The 18,149-nt window shown below is 73.8% G+C and carries 12 protein-coding genes; 6 read left to right on the forward strand and 6 right to left on the reverse strand.

What is annotated here, in order from left to right; translation table 11 throughout:
- Window position 1 precedes the first annotated feature (1 nt).
- The 4 genes from ACFC1F_RS15610 (at window position 2) to ACFC1F_RS15625 (ending at window position 4,821) form a co-directional block, all read left to right on the forward strand.
- Window positions 2-1,273: an MFS transporter gene (locus ACFC1F_RS15610; RefSeq protein WP_376158641.1), complete on the forward strand. Its 1,272-nt coding sequence runs from the start codon at window positions 2-4 to the stop codon at window positions 1,271-1,273.
- A gap of 79 nt (window positions 1,274-1,352) precedes the next feature.
- The gene (locus ACFC1F_RS15615; RefSeq protein WP_376158643.1) at window positions 1,353-2,219 is read left to right on the forward strand and encodes a helix-turn-helix domain-containing protein; all 867 of its coding nucleotides are present in this window, start codon (window positions 1,353-1,355) and stop codon (window positions 2,217-2,219) included.
- A gap of 81 nt (window positions 2,220-2,300) precedes the next feature.
- On the forward strand, window positions 2,301-3,758 hold the full coding sequence (locus ACFC1F_RS15620; RefSeq protein ID WP_376158644.1) for an aldehyde dehydrogenase family protein: 1,458 nt from the start codon (window positions 2,301-2,303) through the stop codon (window positions 3,756-3,758).
- 211 nt (window positions 3,759-3,969) lie between these two features.
- The gene (locus ACFC1F_RS15625) at window positions 3,970-4,821 is read left to right on the forward strand and encodes an SAM-dependent methyltransferase (RefSeq protein WP_209412010.1); all 852 of its coding nucleotides are present in this window, start codon (window positions 3,970-3,972) and stop codon (window positions 4,819-4,821) included.
- Between the two features lie 315 nt (window positions 4,822-5,136).
- On the opposite strand, the gene ACFC1F_RS15630 is transcribed toward ACFC1F_RS15625, so the two are convergent.
- Complete coding sequence (locus ACFC1F_RS15630; RefSeq protein ID WP_376158645.1) at window positions 5,137-6,966, reverse strand: bifunctional metallophosphatase/5'-nucleotidase; 1,830 nt, start codon at window positions 6,964-6,966, stop codon at window positions 5,137-5,139.
- Window positions 6,967-7,330: 364 nt separating this feature from the next.
- On the reverse strand, window positions 7,331-7,996 hold the full coding sequence (locus ACFC1F_RS15635) for a response regulator transcription factor (RefSeq protein ID WP_307853086.1): 666 nt from the start codon (window positions 7,994-7,996) through the stop codon (window positions 7,331-7,333).
- 609 nt (window positions 7,997-8,605) lie between these two features.
- Here ACFC1F_RS15635 and ACFC1F_RS15640 point away from each other — a divergent pair.
- A complete protein-coding gene (locus tag ACFC1F_RS15640; RefSeq protein WP_376158646.1) occupies window positions 8,606-11,887 on the forward strand; it encodes an AAA family ATPase in 3,282 nt (1,093 codons plus the stop codon).
- A 57-nt stretch (window positions 11,888-11,944) separates the two neighbouring features.
- Here ACFC1F_RS15640 and ACFC1F_RS15645 read toward each other — a convergent pair whose 3' ends face one another.
- Genes ACFC1F_RS15645 through ACFC1F_RS15655 form a run of 3 tightly spaced genes read right to left on the reverse strand, consistent with a single transcriptional unit; the run spans window position 11,945 to window position 15,344 of the window.
- Window positions 11,945-12,583, reverse strand: coding sequence for a hypothetical protein (locus ACFC1F_RS15645; RefSeq protein WP_376158648.1), 639 nt, complete (start codon window positions 12,581-12,583; stop codon window positions 11,945-11,947).
- Window positions 12,570-14,216, reverse strand: a complete 1,647-nt coding sequence (locus ACFC1F_RS15650) for a VWA domain-containing protein (RefSeq protein ID WP_376158650.1) — start codon at window positions 14,214-14,216, stop codon at window positions 12,570-12,572. Before ACFC1F_RS15650 ends, ACFC1F_RS15645 begins: the two co-directional genes overlap by 14 nt.
- Window positions 14,217-14,234: 18 nt before the next feature.
- A complete protein-coding gene (locus ACFC1F_RS15655) occupies window positions 14,235-15,344 on the reverse strand; it encodes a hypothetical protein (RefSeq protein ID WP_376158652.1) in 1,110 nt (369 codons plus the stop codon).
- 268 nt (window positions 15,345-15,612) lie between these two features.
- Here ACFC1F_RS15655 and pyk point away from each other — a divergent pair, with 268 nt between their 5' ends.
- On the forward strand, window positions 15,613-17,043 hold the full coding sequence (pyk, locus tag ACFC1F_RS15660; RefSeq protein ID WP_376158654.1) for a pyruvate kinase: 1,431 nt from the start codon (window positions 15,613-15,615) through the stop codon (window positions 17,041-17,043).
- 60 nt (window positions 17,044-17,103) lie between these two features.
- Here pyk and ACFC1F_RS15665 read toward each other — a convergent pair whose 3' ends face one another.
- Window positions 17,104-18,144, reverse strand: a complete 1,041-nt coding sequence (locus ACFC1F_RS15665) for a Kelch repeat-containing protein (RefSeq protein ID WP_376158656.1) — start codon at window positions 18,142-18,144, stop codon at window positions 17,104-17,106.
- Window positions 18,145-18,149 lie beyond the last annotated feature (5 nt).

Here is an 18,149-nt window from a genome sequence, read left to right on the forward strand (position 1 = left end):
CATGACCACCGCCACGCTCCCCCCGCTCCGGGACCGGCTCGGCCTCCCGGAGACCGCCGGCCGCCACCGCCTGATCGGGGCCCACCTCGTCGACAGCCTCGGCACCGGGCTGATCCTCGCCTTCACCCTCGTCTACTTCGCCCGCACCACCAGCCTGACCCTGGCCGCCATCGGCGCCGCGGTCAGCACCGCCCGGCTGGTCGCCCTGCCCACCGCGATCGCCGTCGGCCCGCTCATCGACCGGTACGGCGCCCGCCCGGTGGCGGCCTGCGGCAACGCGCTCTCCGCACTCGCCTACGGCGGCTTCCTGCTCGCCGGGCAGGTCTGGCAGATCGTGCTGGTCTGCCTGCTCGCCCAGATCGGGCACGTCTCCTACTGGACCTCCAGCACCGGCCTGGTGGTGCTGGCCTCCGCCGAGGGCGAGCGGACCCGCTGGTTCGCGCTGGTGCAGACGCTGCGCAACACCGGGATGGGGCTGGGCGGGGCGCTCGGCGCCGTCCTGGTGGCCGGGGACGGGACGGGCGGGCTGCGGGCGCTGGTGGTCCTCAACGCGGCCAGCTACGCGGTGGCGGCGGGCCTGCTGGCCTCCTGGCGGCCGGCCGCCGCGGAGCCCGCAGAGCCCACGGCGTCCGCGGCGTCCGCAGCGGCCGCGGGGCGGACGGCGCCGGGGGCGGAGGGGCAACGGGACGGCGGCTACCGGGCGGTGCTGCGGGACCGGCGCTACCTGCTGCTGGTCGTCGTCCACCTGGCCTTCGTCTTCGGCTCGATGATCATCAGCATGCTGCTCGCCGTCTACCTCACCGAGGGCCTGCACCGCGAGGCCTGGCTGGCCGGATCGCTGCTCGTCCTCAACGGCGTCCAGGTGGTGCTCACCCAGAACGCGGTGGCCCGCCGGCTGGAACGGTTCCGGCCCACCCGGGTGGTCGCCGCCGGCGCCCTGCTCAACGCGCTCTCCTTCGGCCTCTTCGCCCTGATGGCCGCCGCACCCGGCTGGATCGTGACCGCCGGACTGTTCACCGCGATGGCGGTCTTCAACCTCGCCGAGACCGTCGCCACCCCCTACGCCGAGGAGCTCAGCGTCTCGCTCGCCGACCCCGCCCGCCGCGGCCGCTACCTCGCCGTCTACCAGCTCTCCTGGAACACCGGCCAGGCCGTCGCCCCCGCCCTGCTCACCCTCCTCCTCTCCCACGGCGCCGCCTGGCCCTGGCTGTTCCTGCTGGTGCTGAGCCTGGCCGCGGTGCCCGGACTGCTGCGCCTCGAACGCCTCGGCTGACGGACTGTTGTTTGTCGGTGCCAGGTGGCAGACTGCGGCCGACGGCCGGGGGGCTGCGCGAGGTGCGGAGGTTGACGGGATGAGCATGACCCAGGCGGGCGGGGGCGCCACAGTACGGCGCCTCCTGCTGGGCTCCCAGCTGCGAAGGCTGCGGGAGGCCAGGGGCGTCAGCCGCGAGGAGGCCGGCTACTCGATCCGCGCCTCGGAGTCGAAGATCAGCCGCATGGAACTCGGCCGGGTCGGCTTCAAGGAGCGCGACGTCGCCGACCTCCTCACCCTGTACGGCGTCGAGGCCGAGCAGGAGCGGGCCGGTGTCCTCGGCCTGGTCCGCGACGCCAACGCGACGTCCTGGTGGCACGCGTACGGCGACGTGCTGCCCGGCTGGTTCCAGACCTACCTCGGGCTGGAGGAGGCCGCCTCCGACATCCGCAGCTACGAGGTCCAGTTCGTCCACGGGCTGCTGCAGACCGCCGACTACGCCCGGGCCGTCATCACGCACGGCGGGCACGTCACCGAGCCGGACGAGGTCGAGCGGCGGGTCGACGTCCGGCTGAGGCGCCAGCAGGTGCTCACCGCCGAGCGGGCGCCACGACTGCTCGCCGTCCTCGACGAGGCCGCGCTGCGGCGCCCCTGGGGCGGCCCGGAGGCGATGCGGGCCCAGATCGACCGGCTGCTGGAGCTGACCGAACTGCCCAACGTGGTCCTCCAGGTGATGCCGCTCGGCTTCGGCGGACTGCGCGCGGAGGGCGGCGCCTTCTCGGTGCTCGGCTTCGCCGAGCCGGAGCTCGCGGACGTCGTCTACCTGGAGCAGTTCACCACCGCGCTGTACCTGGACAAGCCCGCCGAGGTGGCCGAGTACGCGGGCGCGATGGACGGCCTGGCGGCCGACGGACTCTCCCCCGAGCGGACCCGGGAACTTCTCCGCTCCGTACGCCAAGAGCTCTGAAGCATAAGTACGATGAGGCCCGATCAGATCTGATCGGGGGAGGGCCTGGCCGTCTTCCCGAATCGGCACGAGAGGGATCAGATGTCGTACCTTTCCGAGTTGGCGCTGCAGTACATCGACGGCGAATGGCGGGCGGGCAGCGGCTCCTGGGACATCGTCGACGTCGACCCCTACACCGGCGACAAGCTCGCCGGCATCACCGTCGCCACCGTCGAAGAGGTCGACCAGGCCTACCGGGCCGCCGAGCGGGCGCAGAAGGAGTGGGCCGCCACCAACCCCTACGCCCGCCGCCTGGTCTTCGAGCGCGCGCTGCGCATCATCGAGGAGCGCGAGCAGGAGATCACCGAGGCGATCACGGCCGAGCTGGGCGGCACCGCCCTCAAGGCCGGCTTCGAACTCGCCCTCACCAAGGACATGCTGCGCGAGTCGATGCAGCTCTCGCTGCGCGCCGAGGGCCGGCTGCTGCCCTCGCCGGTGGACGGCAAGGAGAACCGCCTCTACCGCCTGCCGGTCGGCGTGGTCGGGGTGATCAGCCCGTTCAACTTCCCGCTGTTCCTGTCGGTCAAGGCGGTCGCCCCGGCGCTGGCGCTCGGCAACGGCGTCGTGCTCAAGCCGCACCAGGAGACCCCGGTCGTCGGTGGCACCCTCATCGCCAGGATCTTCGAGGAGGCGGGCCTGCCGGCCGGCCTGCTCAACGTCGTGATCACCGACATCGCCGAGATCGGCGACGCCTTCATCGAGCACCCCGTGCCCAAGGTGATCTCCTTCACCGGCTCCGACAAGGTCGGCCGGCACGTCGCCACCGTCGCCGCCTCGCACTTCAAGCGGACCGTCCTCGAACTCGGCGGCAACAGCGCACTGATCGTCCTCGACGACGCCGACCTCGACTACGCGGTGGACGCCGCCGTGTTCAGCCGCTTCGCCCACCAGGGCCAGGTCTGCATGGCCGCCAACCGGGTGCTGGTCGACCGCAGCGTCGCCGACGAGTTCACCGAGAAGTTCGTCGCCAAGGTCGCCACCCTGCGGGTCGGCGACCCCAGGGACCCGGCCACCCAGCTCGGCCCGCTGATCAACCCCGTCCAGGTCGACTCCATCACCGCCCAGGTCGACCAGGCGATCGCCGCCGGCGCCACCGCCCTGCTGCGCGGCGAGGCCAACGGCAGCCTGATGGCCCCGGTCGTCCTCGGCGACCTGCCGGCCGACGCGCCCATCCTCCGGCGCGAACTCTTCGGCCCCGTCGTCCTGGTGGTGCCCTTCGACGGCGAGGACGAGGCCGTCCGGATCGCCAACGACACCCCCTTCGGCCTCAGCGGCGCCGTCCACACCGCGGACGTCGAGCGCGGCGTGCGGGTGGCGCAGCGGATCGAGACCGGCATGATCCACGTCAACGACGGCACGATCGCCGACGAGGCCGTGGTGCCCTTCGGCGGCGAGAAGAACTCGGGCGTGGGCCGGCTGAACGGCGAGTCCACGGTGGACGCCTTCACCACGGTGAAGTGGATCTCCATCCAGCACGGGCGCAGCCGCTTCCCGTTCTGACGGACGGCGGTTCGGCGCAGCCCCCGGCGGTGGGGCCCTGGCAGTGGGGGAGCCCCCGGTGGCGGGGCCCGGCCTCGGCGGGGGCTCCGCCGTACCGGTCCCGCCGGGTGGCTGCCCCATCGGGCCGCTTTCCGGAAGTGGCGGGTACGGTTCCCGCCCGGCGCCTAGGCTGCCCGGGGAACGACCGGAACGGCCCGATGGGGGACCGAGAATGACCGAACGTCAGAACATCGTCGCAAACTGGGCGGACGGCGGGGCCGACGGCCCGCGCATGCCCACCGACCTGCGCCCGGACGTCCCGCACCCCGCCCGGATGTACGACTACTACCTCGGCGGCAAGGACAACTTCCCCGCCGACCGGGCGGCCGCCGAGAAGGTCCTCGCGCTCAGCCCGCTGGTGCGGATCAGCGCCCTCGCCAACCGGGCCTTCCTCGGCCGGGCCGTCCACCACCTCGCGGCCGACGGCATCCGGCAGTTCATCGACATCGGCACCGGCATCCCCACGGCCGGCAACACCCACGAGGTCGCCCAGCGCGTCCACCCCGACGCCCGGGTCGTCTACCTCGACAACGACCCGATCGTGCTGGTGCACAGCCGCGCCCTGCTCAGCGGCACCACCCCGGAAAGCACCGCCGTCGTCCGGGCCGACCTGCGCGACCCGGCCGCGATCCTCCGGACGCCCGAGGTGCGCGCGCTCCTCGACTCCGGGCGGCCCGTGGGCCTGCTGCTCTTCGCCGTCCTGCACTTCATCGACGACCAGGACGACCCGCACGGCATCGTGCGCACCCTCGTCGACGCCCTGCCCGCCGGCAGCCGGCTCGCGCTCTCGCACGCCACCGGCGACTTCACCGCCCCCGCCGACGCCGCCAAGGGCCCGGCCGTCTACCGCAACGCCTCCGCCCGGCTCACCATGCGCACCCGCGAACAGGTGCTGCGCTTCTTCGACGGCCTGGAGCTGGCCGAACCCGGCCTCGTCACCGCCCCCCTCTGGCGGCCCGACCAGCCCGCCCAGCCCACCGACGCCGAGGTCGCCTTCTGGGCCGGCGTGGGCCACAAGCCCTAGCCGCCACGGCCGCCGCCGGCCCGCGGGAAGGTCAGGCGGCCGGGTAGCGGATCAGATCACCGGTGACGAGGTCGAAGGCGAACGGGTCCGGCACCGGCCGTCATGACGATCTCGTCGCCGGACACCTCGATCTTCCATCCCGAGGGCGGCGTCAGGCTCCGTGCGTAGGCCAGGAGCCGGGCGTGCCGCGCGGGGACGTGGAACCCGGTCACGCCGCCATCCTCGCACCGCGGCGCCGTTCTCCGGCGGTTGGCCGGACGCGAGCGGCCCCGGACCGTCGAGAGCGGTCCGGGGCCGGTCGGTGCGTGCGTCGGGTCAGAACACCGGCTGGCCGGCGCGGACCAGGCGCCAGGACTCACCGGCGAAGTCGGCCGGGTCGATGACGCCCTTGGCCTTCACCCAGGCGATCATCGCGTTGCGGATCTCGTCCGAGTTGGCCCACACCTTGGGGGCCGCGGCGACGTGCGGGAAGTTGCCGCCGCCGTTGGCACGGTAGTTGTTGACGGCCAGGACGAACTGGGCGGCGGGGTCGACCGGCTTGCCCTCGAAGGTGAGGTTGACGATGCGGGAGCCGGCCGGCTGCGCGATGTCGATGTCGTAGGCCAGGCCGTACACCGAGTCGTAGTTGTAGTCCGGGGTGTTCTGGGCGTTGGTCAGGGTGGCCTTGTCGACCGGGGCGCCCGGGGCGAGCTGGTTGTAGTACCGGGCCGAGAACTCCAGGTAGTCCTTGAGCTGGGCGCCCGTCAGGATGCGGGCCTCCAGGGTGTTCTCGTAGATGTACAGGCCGGCCGCGTCGCGCAGCTTGACCTGGCCGGCCGGGATCTTCGCCGTGCGGTTGAACGGGGCGGCCTGGGCGAGCACGGGCAGCTTGGCGTACTGGCCGCCGGCCAGCGCGGCCTTGACGACGTCGGCCTGGACCCGGCCGATCAGGTCGATGATCGGGACGTCCTTGAACGGCGCGTCGGCGATCGACAGCTCGACCTTCGCGGTGCCGATGACCTGGTTGACGTACGCGACCACCTTCTTGTGCTGGTCGGTCATCAGGTTGACGATCTCCGGGTCCTCCGGAACGGTGTTGGAGTTCAGCACCCGGGAGGACAGCGAGACGACCTTCCAGGCGCCGTTGTCGAACTCCACCTCGAAGTCGAAGCAGGTCAGCCGCTGGCCCCAGCAGAGCGGCTCGGAGAGCACGACGGTCCGGCCGGTCTCCTTGTTGACGACCAGGCGCTGCGGGATCTCCTTGTGCGCGTGGCCCACCAGGACGGCGTCGATGCCGGGCACCTGCTCGGCCAGCGCGACCGAGGCGTTCTCCGCCCAGGGCAGCTGGTCGCCGTAGGAGGTGGCCTCGTCCATGCCGGAGTGGCAGGCCACCACGATGACGTCGGCGCCGGCGGCCTTCACCTTCGGGACCCAGGTCTTCGCGGTCTCGACGATGCCTGGGAAGGTCATCTTGCCGGCGACGTTGGCCTTGTCCCAGATCGCGATGCCCGGGTTGGTCAGGCCGAGGATGCCGACCTTCAGGGCCGGGCCGTTGCCCAGCTTCAGCTTGCGGATGACGTACGGCGGGAAGGCCGGCTTGTCGTTCCTGGCGTTCAGCGCGTTGGCGCCCAGCAGCGGGAAGTCCAGCTGCTCCTCGTAGGCGCGCAGGGTGTCGATGCCGTAGTTGAACTCGTGGTTGCCGAGCGCCGCGGCGGTGTACTCCATGGTGTTCATGGCCAGTGCCATGGGGTGCTCGGGTGCGGTGTCGGCCTCGGTGGCGATCGGCTCAACGCGGGCGAAGTAGTAGGTCAGCTGGGTGCCCTGGATGGTGTCGCCCGCGTCGATGAGCAGGCAGCGGTCCCAGCCCTTCTCCTCGCGGACCTGCTTGGCCAGGCTGGAGATCTTGGCGAGGCCGACCTCGTTGTGCGCCTTGTCGGCGTACACCGCGTCGGTGAAGTAGTCCCAGTTGAGCACCCGGCCGTGCAGGTCGGTGGTGCCCATGACGGTGAAGGCCTGCTTCTTGGCGGGCTTGCCCTTGGCGCGGGCGTCGTCCGGGCCGGCCGCCGCGGCGGGGGAGGCGGCGGCGAGCGAGGCACCGCCGGCGAGGGCCGCACCGGCGGCGGTGGCGGCGGACCGGGTGACGAAGTCACGGCGGTTCAGGGACATGGACGGCTCTCCCGGGTGGGGACTGCGGACGGATCGTCAACGATGCGTCCGCGGAGGTCATGGTGACGCGCGTAGAGGTACGCGCGTAGAAGTGTGCCGTGCAGTCAGGCGGATTGGTAGCCCCGGGACGTTTCCAGCAGGTGAGATCTTGGCGACTCGTTCGTGACGCGGCCGGGCGGGTGCTGCGCGGTTCGGGCCCGACCGGACGAAGCGGGCGGACGGGCCCGCGGCCCACCTCCGCAGCCCCCGTCCGGACCTCGACCGGGCAGGCCCGGGCGGACGCGCCCGGAAAACGCGCCACCCGCCGCGCCGTGCGGACACGGCGGGCGGGTGGAACGGCTGCCCGGAAACGGACCCGGAGGTCCTAGATGTAGCCCTCGCGCACGGCGTGGGCGACCGCGTGGGCCCGGTTGCGCAGCTGCAGACGGGTGGTCAGACCGTGCAGCACGTTCTTGACGGTGCGCTCCGAGTACGACAGCCGGGCCGCGATCTCCCCGGTGTCCCACCCCTCGGCGACCAGCCGCAGCACGTCCGACTCACGCTCCGACAGCCCCGTCGGCGCGTGCCCGGGCATCCCCTGGACACTGCGCTGCAACCGGCCCACCTGGCTGATCAGGCGGCCCAGCAGATCGGCCGGCAGGTCCCCGTCGCCGCGCGCCGCGGCGAGCACCGCCCGGCCCAGCCGTTCGGCGGTCGCCTCCCGGCGCCAGAGGATCGCGGCCACCCCGCACTCCACCGCCTCCAGCAGCTCGGCCTCGCGCATCCGCTCGACGACCAGGACCACCTTCTGGTCCGCGCCGCGCACCAGCCGGCGCAGCGTCGCCACCACGGCGGCGTCCGCCGACTCGGCGAGCAGCACGGTGACCGCGCCGGGCGTCACCGCGGCGTCGTCCGCCATCAGCTCCAGGCCCGGGTGGCGGCGCAGCTGCGCCTCCGCGCCGGCCCGCGAGATCGGGTCCGCGGCCCGCACCACCACGCCGGTGCGCAGGCCGCCGGCCGGGGCCGCCGAGGCCGCGGCGGCATGGCGCACGGGCGCGGGACGCTGGGGCGGCACGGCACGAGTCGGCGTCGCCGTCGCCGGCAGCCGCCGGGCGGCGCCGCGGTGGTCGGGCTCGGTGTGCAGGACAGTCAATCTGGCCCCCTCCTGGAGAATCCCGGCCCGCCACCCGGACATCCGGGCATGCCGCGCGCTGGGGGGGCGTTGCATGAACCCGACCGGGCGGGGGACCGTGCAGTGAAGCGTCCCGGGGCAGGGGTGCCCCCGGGAGCCCGGGGCTGCGGTGCCCCCGTGGCTCCATGCTTTCCCGCGGCGGGCGGCCACGGCCATCGTGGTCCACCACGAGATCGGGCCGCCCGCCGGCGCCCTCACGGCACCGCGGGAGCGCCCTCCGGAGCGGCCGAACCTGCCCCAGGAGGCAGCCCGGAGGTAAGGTGCGAAGCGGCGTCGGCCTACGGGTTGTGCGGACAAGCGAGGCCGCGCCGGGCCCCGGGGAGACGGCCGCCGCACCCGCCGGACAGGGGTGCGACGAGAATCACACCGCTAGCCCAGGCGCTGATACCCCGTCAAGCCGTTTCCCTGAATGACGGCGAAGAGTGCCCGACCGGCCGCGCCGGAGGGAACGACGGGGAGGGGAAACAGATGAGCACCGTCAGGATCCGCGGACCGCAGCAGGCCGCACCCGTGCACCTCACCGCCCGCGACCGCCAGCTCGGCCGGATCACCGCCCTCGCCGACCGCGCCCGGGCCGGCACCGGCGGCGTCCTCCTGCTCACCGGCGCGGCCGGCACCGGCCGCAGCACCCTGCTCGCCGAGGCCGCCCGCCGCGCGGCCGCCGAGGGCACCACCGTGCTGTGGGCCCGCTGCTCCGCCGACGAGGCCGGCACCCCGTACGCGGCCGCCCGCCAGCTGTTCGAGACCGGCCCCGACGAGCGCCCCGTGCGCGCCGACGGCGGCGAACGGGCCCGCTCCGACAGGCCCCACAGCGCTGAACGGGCCCGCTTCGACGACGCCGACCACGGCGAACGGACCGACCGCGGCGAACGGACCGACCACGGCCGGTGGGCCGGACAGGCCGGACGGACCGGGACGGGCGGCCCGACGGACCCGGCCGAGCGGCCCGCAGACCCCGCCACCACCGACCTCTGGGCCCTGCTGCGCCTGCACGCCGCCCACAGCCCCGTCCTGCTCGCCGTCGACGACATCCACCACGCCGACCGGCCCACCTGCGACTGGCTGCTCCAGGTCGCCCGCCGGATCGACCGCCTGCCCGTCCTCCTGCTCGCCACCGAACGCCGCCAGTCCGTCCTCGGCACCCCGCCCACCCGCTTCGGCCGCGGCCTGCCCCCCGGCCTGGCCGAGACCGTCCCGCTCGGCCCGCTCGACACCCCCGCCGCCGCCCGCCTCGCCGCACACCACCTCGGCCCCGCCACCCCGACCGCCCTCACCGCCGACTGCGTCCGCGCCACCGGCGGCAACCCGCTGCTGCTCACCGCCCTCCTCGGCGACCTGCACCACCACCCCGCACCCGCCCCGCAGGCCCTCCCCGACCACTGCACCCGCCTGCCCGGCGACGCCTTCCCCGACGCCGTCGAGGCCTGGCTGCGCGCCGGCGGCGACCGCGCCCTCACCGCGGCCCGCGTCATCGCCCGGATGCACGAACACCCCGCCGCCCGCACCGCACCACTGCCCGTCGCCGGCCACGACGACCCCGCGGCCATGCTCGCCGAACTCGCCGACGCCGACCCCGACCAACTCGCCGGCTGGCTCGCCGACCTCACCGCCCAGGGCCTGCTCGACGACCCCGGCCCCGGCCGCTGGCCCCGCTTCGCCCACCCGCTGCTCGCCGACGCCGTCCTCGCCGGCCACGAGCCGGGCCACCGCGCCCGCGTCCACCGCGCCGCCGCCACCTTCCTGCACCGCGTCGGCGCCCCCGACGAACGCGTCGCCGGACACCTCCTCTTCACCCCCGCCCCCGGCCCCCGCTGGGCCGTCGACACCCTCCGCCACGCCGCCCGCAAGGCCGCCGACGCCGACCGCCCCGCCGACGCCGTCACCCTGCTGCGCCGCGTCCTCGCCGAACCGCTCGGCGACCGCCGGCGCGCCCTGGTGCTCACCGAACTGGGCAGCCTGGAGGTGACCCTCGGCCCCGACGAGCGCACCGCGGGCGTCCGCCGCCTCGCCGAGGCCGTCCACCTCCAGCAGTCCGACGAGGGCGTCTTCCGCACCGCCAACACGCTCGGCGCCGTCCTCGCCGCCCGCGGCGACGCCCCCGCCGCGCTGGAGCTGATGGAGGAGCTGGCCGAGCGCTTCGCCGACCGCGACGACCTCGTCCACGCCGTGCAGGCCGCCGCCGCACTGATCGCCGCACACGACGGGCGCAGCTGGATCCAGGTGGTCGAGCGCGTCCAGGGGTTCGCCGCCCGCTCCTCCCAGCGGCTCGCACCGCCCGCCTACGCGCTGCTCACCGAGTTCGACTCGACCAGCGGGGTGCTCTCCGCCGCCGAGGTCGGCGGGCGGATCGAGGAACTGCTCGCCGCCCCGGTCGACCCGCTCTGCCGCTCCTACGTCCTGGTCTCCGCCGCCACCCTGGCCCAGTGGGCCGACCTGCTCCCCGAGGCCGACCGGCTGGTCGAGCGCGGCCTCGCCGCGTACCGGGGGCCGTCGCTCGACCCGGGCTACCAGTGCCTGCTGAGCGTCCGGGCCGAGGCGCGGGTGATGCGCGGGGAGTACCAGGCGCTGCTGGACGACCTCGCCCTCACCGGGCCGGCACCCTCCGGGCCGCGCGGCCCGGGCGAGACCGGCCCGGGTGAGCTCGGGCGGGGCGAGACCGGGTGGGACGAGTCCGGACGGGCCGCGGGCGAGACCGGCGGCCGGGCCGGCCGGTCGCTGCCGGCCCGTGCCGAGCGTGCCGAGCGGTCGGTCTGGTCCTGGTGGTGCGGCGCCCAGCCGGAGGACGGGCCAGGCCCGAACAGGTACGGCCCGAACGGGCAGGGACCTCACGGCGACGGACCCGGCGGGCACGGACCGGACGGTCCCGAGAGCACCGAGGCCGCCCGCGCCCGCTACGCCGGGCTGCTCGGCCAGCAGAACGCCCACCTGGTCGCCCAGGCCGTCCTCGCCCTCACCGAGACCGGCCGGTACTGGCAGGCCCACGGCCTGGCCCGGGCCGTCGCCGCCGACCGCGCCCAGGGCTCCTGGGAGTGGAACGAGTACCTGTACGCCCGCGGCATGCTCCGGCTGGCCACCGGCGAGCCCGCCGCGGCCCTCGCCGACCTGCTGGAGTGCGGGCGCCGGCAGGACGAACGACAGGTCCTCAGCCCGATCGTCACCCCCTGGCGCTCCGCCGCCGCCGACTGCCACACCCTGCTCGGCGAACCCGGCCCCGCCGTCGCCCTCGCCGAGGAGGAGCTGCGGCTCGCCCGCGTCTGGGGCACCCCGCGCACCGTCGGCCGCGCCCTGCGCGCCCTCGCCGCCGCCACCGGCGGCCGGCACGGGCTCGACCTCGCCGCCGAGGCCGTCGACCTCCTGCGCGGCGCCGGGGTGGAGACCGAACTGATCCCCGCACTGATCACCTACGGCCGGCTGCTCGCCGACGGCGGCCGGCGCGGCGCCGCCCGCCGGGCCCTGCGGGACGCCGCCGTCCGGGCCGAACAGCTCGGCGCCGTCCGGCTGCGGGCGGTCGCCGTGGAGTCGCTGCGCGCCTCCGGCGCCCGGCTCGGCCGCGGCGAACACGCCGGGACGGAGGCCCTGACCGACAGCGAACTGCGGATCTGCCGGATGGCGGCGGCCGGGAGCTCCAACGCGGAGATCGCCGGGATGCTGCACCTCGCCGTACGGACGGTGGAGACCCACCTGACCAACAGCTTCCGCAAGCTCGGCGTCCGGCGCCGGGCGGAGCTGGCGGGCGTGCTGGGGGGCTGAGACCGCCCGCGGCGGGCACGGCCGACCGGACCACGGCCGACCGCGCCCGCCCAGGGGTCAGCCCGTGAGGCCCGCCGCCATCAGCTCCACCTCGTGCGCGAGTTCGGCGCCCGGGTCACCCGCACCCGGCCGCCAGCGCTCCCACGTCAGGGCCCGCAGGTAGCCGTCCACCGCCACCGGCAGCCGCAGGCCGACGACCGGCTCCGTGCCCGGCCCCGGCCCCAGCTCCGCGAGCCGGTCCAGCAGCCCCTCCAGCAGCGCGTCCAGCTTCGCCGGGTCCGGCGGCCGCGGAACGCCGCGCAGGTAGACCCGCAGCTCCTCCAACTCCGTCCAGACCGGCCGGGGTTGCGGCGGAACCGGCCCGCCCGCACCGCCCCGGCCGCCCGACCCGCCCTGGCCCCCTGCGCCGCCCCTGCCACCCGCGCCACCCCGGCCACCCGCGCCGCCCTGCCCGCCGGGCCAGAGCAGCACCCCCGCCCCGTACAACGCCGCCACGATCCCCGGCCACCAGGCACCGCCCAGCCCCGCGAGGTGCAACCCCAGCCCACCCGCACCGGCCGCGCAACCCACCAGGTTCCGGGTCGACTCCAGATACCCCAGCACCCGCCGCCCGCCCGAACCCCCGCCGCCCCCACGGCCGTTCGGACCGGCCGGACCGCCGGCGCCGCCGGAGCCGGTACCGCTACTGGTAACCACGGATCTCCTCGAACGCCCCGTCCAACGAGCCCGTCCCGTCGAACAACTTCCCCCCGGTCAGGTCCGCGATCCCCTGCAACTGCGTCTTCGCCGCGTCACCGAACAGGATCGGGAACACCGGCACCGCCTTCTGCGCCGACGAGAGCCCGTTGTAGAAGTCCTTGAAGTCCCGGTCCGACGCACCCTCGTTGCTCTCGCCGTCCGTCATCACCACGATCGACGTGAACCGGTCGTCCTTGGCCTCGGCCTGCTGCCGCTCGATCAGCTTGTACGCCTCCTCCACCGAGCTGTACACCGCCGTACCGCCGTCCGCCGACAACGCCTGCACGTCCGCGTTGATCGACGCCAGCTCCTGCTGCGCGTCCGCCGCCGGCACCGCATGCGTCTTCGTCGACTTCACCTTCGAGGCGAAGGACATCAACGTCACCTCCTCGCGGTTGCGGAACCGCCGCACCCCCCGCGTGTCGTCCGCCCCCGTCAACCGCCCCAGCGCCCTCTTCAACGACGCCAACCGGTCACCCGCCATCGAACCCGACGTGTCCAGCACGTACACCGTCCGCGACGGCCGCCGCAGCTCGTTCTGGTACGACGCCAGCAACCCGTCCGCCACCGACTTCGACCCCGGGAACGGCAGCTCACGCCGCCGGTCGCCGGGCAACGACGACGCCGGGGCCGCACCCGCCGCCACCGGACGGCGCAGCGTCAGCTCCGAGATCCGCTTCTGCACGTCGTCCTTGAGCAGGTACGCCGTCAACCGCTGGAACGAGTCCCGCTCACGCTGCGCCGACGACCCCAGCAGGGTCAACGGGTAGTCCGCCGACACCACCCCGTCCGTCGGCCGCACCACCGTCAGCCGCTGCCCCTCCGCCAGCGTCCTGTTCATCGACAACAGCACCGACTCGTAGTTCACCAACGCCCCGACCCGGCCCTGCTCGGCCCGGCCGTACGCCTGCGCCAGCCAGCCCGACGAACCCGACGTCAGCTTCTGCCCCGTGAAGAACCTCTTCAGCGACGGCGTCGCCTTCTGCACGTCCGCGTCCGTCAGCGCCGACTCCGCCCCCGAGAACGCCGAGGCCACCGCGACCAGCGCCGAGAAGCCCGAGTTCGACCGCGACGGATCCGCCATCCCGTACGACAGCTTCCCGGCCGAGGCCGCATCCGCCACCTGCGCCCAGCTCACCTTCGAACCGTCGCCCCAGCCGAGCTCGTTGAGCGTCGCCGACCGCACGCCCACCGCCACCGGCGACACCATCACCGGCGTCTCCGACAGCAGCTTCGACCGGCCCGAGTCGTCCAGCCGCAGGTAGTGGTTGGACGGAAACCACACCGCGTCGTACTTCCCGTCCGCCCGCCCCGACGACACGGCGTCCGCCCCGTCCAGCGAACCCGTCCACACGAACTGGACCGTCACCCCGGTGGCCTTCTGCGCCTCCTCCAACACCGGCGCCATGTCCTGCAGTTCACTGCCGGCCAGCACCCGCAGCACACCCGCCTGCGCGGTCGGGGCCGGCGCGTCGCTCGGCCTCGGGGCCGGGGACGAACCGGAGGAGGAGGTGCACGCCGTCGCCACCAGCAGGGCCACCCCCGCCGCGATCACCCGGCCGCCCTGCAGCACCGCGGTCTTCGCACGCATACCCGTCGCCATCCCCCGTCACTTCCCCTTGGCCGCGTTGATCAGTTTGTTCAGGACCGCCACCGTCGGCACCTGCGCCTGCTGCACGCCGGCCGCCGCCAGGTCGGAGGCGTACGCCGGTCCCTGCCGGCCCTGGACGGCCTTGCCGAGCGCCCCCGGGTCCGCCTGCGGACGGAAGCCGTACTTGGCCTCCAGGTCCCGCAGGACCTGGTCGTCCCGCAGCACCGCGGCGAGCTTCTCGGCGCCCGGCTTGAGCGCCACCAGGGTGTGGTCGCTGAACACCGTGGTGTCCGGGTACAGCACCACCAGATCGCCCGCCGAACCACCGGGCGTGGACACGCCCTTGGCGGTCAGCGCCGCCATCTGCGACTCGTACGCCAGCACCGGCCCGTTGCCCACCCCGGACAGGAAGTCCTTGAACGGGCCGTCGCTGCTGGTCTTCTGGTCGCCCTGGACCGAGGTCACCTGCCGGACCACGTCCTTGACCGCGCCCACGCCGGCGTCGTCCGACACCACCTGGTGGCCGTTGGCCAGGTACGAGACGGTCGCCAGGTACAGCGCCCCGGAGGAGGACGTGGACGGGTCGGTGGTGGTCAGGAAGAGCAGCCCCCTCAACTCGTTGTGACTGCCGGCCCCCTTGAGGTCCTGCCACTTCCGGCCCTCCTGCACGGCCTTCAGGTAGGCGTCCATCTTCAGCGTCCAGACCGCGGGCTCCGAGCTGCTCTGGCCGGCCAGGCCGTTCTCCTTGAGTACCTCCGCCATCGACCGGTGGGCGAGCACCACCAGCGGCGAGTAGAACGGCCGCACCGGCTCGCTCTTGATCTGCCGCTGCTTGCGGATCTCCTCCGCCGGCGAGAGGCTCGCCGGGAAGGCGAAGTCGTACTTCGCGAGATCGCTCTCGCCCATCAGCCAGGAGCCGGTGGTGTCGGTGGTGACCTTCAGGCCCTGCTTCTGCAACTCCGCGACGACATCCGGGTCCGCGAAGAACTCCCTCTTCTCCGAGCCGATCAGGCCGGAAATGGTGACGACCCCGTCCGAGCCGTCGGGCTCGTCACCCGGCCAGAGCAGTGCGACTCCCACCCCGGCAAGCAGCGCCAGCGCCGCCAGTACCCCGAACACACGCCTCATGCCGAACGTTTCCCCCTCGCCCACTCCGAGCCCGGGCGGTACACCCGGGTGACGAGCGTCCCGCCGGGGCGGGAGCGGAGGCCGAAGGGGTGGTGAACCAGGGGTGAACACCCCTTCACGGAATCGCATCGGGGAGCGGGCCGACGGCGACCGCGCGCACACCTGTCCGACCATGTGTCAGATTGTTCAACTCGCCTTCCGGCAAAGGTCATCCCGCTGTCCGGACGCACGTCGATGTTACGCGTCGGTAATCCGTACTCTCAGCACTATGCGCCGAGCAAAAATCGTCTGTACCCTCGGGCCCGCCACCGACTCGTACGACCAGATCAAGGCACTGGTCGTCGCCGGGATGGACATCGCCCGATTCAACCTGAGCCACGGCTCCCACATCGAGCACGAGGAACGCTACCGCCGGGTCCGCAAGGCCGCGGACGAGACCGGCCGCAGCGTCGGCGTGCTCGCCGACCTTCAAGGCCCGAAGATCCGGCTCGACACCTTCGCCGAAGGACCCGTACTTCTCGAACGCGGCGACGAGTTCACCATCTCCACCGACAAGGACGTCGTCGGAGACCAGCACATCTGCGGCACCACCTACGCCGGCCTCGCCGGCGACGTCACCCGCGGCGAGCGGATCCTCGTCGACGACGGCCGCGTCACCCTCGAAGTCGTCGACGTCGACGGACCCCTCGTCCGCTGCACCGTCATCGAGGGCGGCCTCGTCTCCGACCACAAGGGCCTCAACCTCCCCGGCGTCGCCGTCTCCGTGCCCGCACTCAGCGACAAGGACGTCGACGACCTGCGCTGGGCCCTGAGGACCGGCGCCGACCTCGTCGCCCTCTCCTTCGTCCGCAGCGGCCGCGACATCGAGGACGTCCACCGCGTCATGGCCGAGGAGGGGCGCTTCGTCCCCGTCATCGCCAAGGTGGAGAAGCCGCAGGCGGTCGACAACCTGGACTCCATCGTGGACGCCTTCGACGGCATCATGGTGGCCCGCGGCGACCTGGGCGTGGAGATGCCCCTCGAACAGGTCCCGATGGTCCAGAAGCGCGCCGTCAAGCTGGCCAGGCGCAACGCCAAGCCCGTCATCGTCGCCACCCAGATGCTCGACTCGATGATCAACGCCTCCCGCCCGACCCGCGCCGAGGCCTCCGACGTCGCCAACGCCGTCCTCGACGGCACCGACGCGGTGATGCTCTCCGGCGAGACGTCGGTCGGCAAGTACCCCGTCGAGACGGTCCTGACCATGGGCCGCATCATCGAGGCGGCGGAGGGCGACGCCCTCGCCGCCGGCCTGCCCCCGCTCACCCCCAGCAACAAGCCCCGCACCCAGGGCGGCGCCGTCGCCCGCGCCGCCGCCGAGATCGGCGACTTCCTCGGCGCCAAGTACCTCATCGCCTTCACCCAGTCCGGAGACACCGCCCGCCGCCTCACCCGCTACCGCTCGCCCATCCCCGTCCTCGCCTTCACCTACGAACCCGCCGTCCGCAGCCAACTCGCCCTCACCTGGGGCGTCGAGACCTTCCTCGGCCCCTTCGCCCCCACCACGGACGAGATGGTCGAACAGGTCGACGCGGCACTGCTCTCCCTGGGCCGCTGCCAGAAGGGCGACATCGTCGTCATCACCGCCGGCTCGCCCCCCGGCCTCGCCGGCTCCACCAACCTCGTCCGCGTCCACCACGTGGGGGCGTTGGACAACTGACCGCGCCCCCGGGTGCGGTCGGGGCGGCGCCCCTCCGAGGGGTGCCGCCCGCCCGGCCGGTCAGGGCGTGTAGACGTCGACGTCCGTGGTGGAGGTGTCGACAGCGTCACCCTCCGTCCCCCCGACCAGGTAGATCCGTCCGTCGCCGCCGACTGCCGCCGCCGCGCAGTCCCTGGCGTGCGGCATGCTCTCGGCGGGCTCCCAGCGGTCCGTCCCCGGCGAATACGCGTAGGTCACCGCTGTCGGCGTGTCCCCGGGCTCGGATGCGCCCCCGAACACGAGGATCCGCCCGTCCGGGGCCGTCGCCCCCGCAGCCCGCCCCTTCGGCCCCGGCATGGGCGCCGCCTGGCTCCACTCCCGGGTACTCGGCGTGTAGACCTCCACCGTGCTCGTGGGAACGTCGGGTTCCGCTGCGGTGTACCCGCCGATCACGTAGACCCTCCCGTCCGCACCGGTCGCGGCCACCGCGCCTTCACGGGCCGTCGGCATCGGCGGTCCGGTCTGCCAGGTCCTGGAATCCGCGTCGAAGATCACCGTTTCGTCGCCGTCGAAGACGTAGACGTTCCCCGCGGCATCCGAAGCGGCCGAGGGGAACAGCATCTCCACGGGCAGACTGGGCATCGCCTGCCATGCTCCGTAACCGGGCGTGTACACCTCGACGGCCGTGCCCGAGTAGGCGTCGTCGCCGCCGATGGCCAGGATCCGGCCGTCCCCGTCGGTGACGGCCGCCAGCCTGTCCCGCGCGCTCAACAATGCGGGCATCGTTGTCCAGGAGCCGCTGCTCGGGTCGTAGTTCTCCACCAGATCGCTGCGCGCGAAGTCCGACGGCCCCGGGTTCGGCGTCGTGGCCGCCCATCCGCCGACGGCGTAGACCGTTCCGTCACAGTCGGTCGCCGCGGCGAGGAAGTAGCGCTGCGTGGAGATCGGCGCCGCCGACGACCAGCTGTCGTGCGGGCCGCCCGGATCGGGGTTCACGGTCAGGCAGGCCGGCACGAGCGCCGGACGTGCGGCAGCGGCACCGTCCGGCAGCGCCGCGCCCGCGGCGGCCAGCATGAACGCGCCGAGCAGGGCCGGCCACCGTCGCGCGTTGACTCGCGCCATCGGTA

This window comes from Kitasatospora sp. NPDC056181 (genome assembly GCF_042266225.1).
In the GTDB taxonomy this organism is placed as follows: Bacteria; Actinomycetota; Actinomycetes; order Streptomycetales; family Streptomycetaceae; genus Kitasatospora.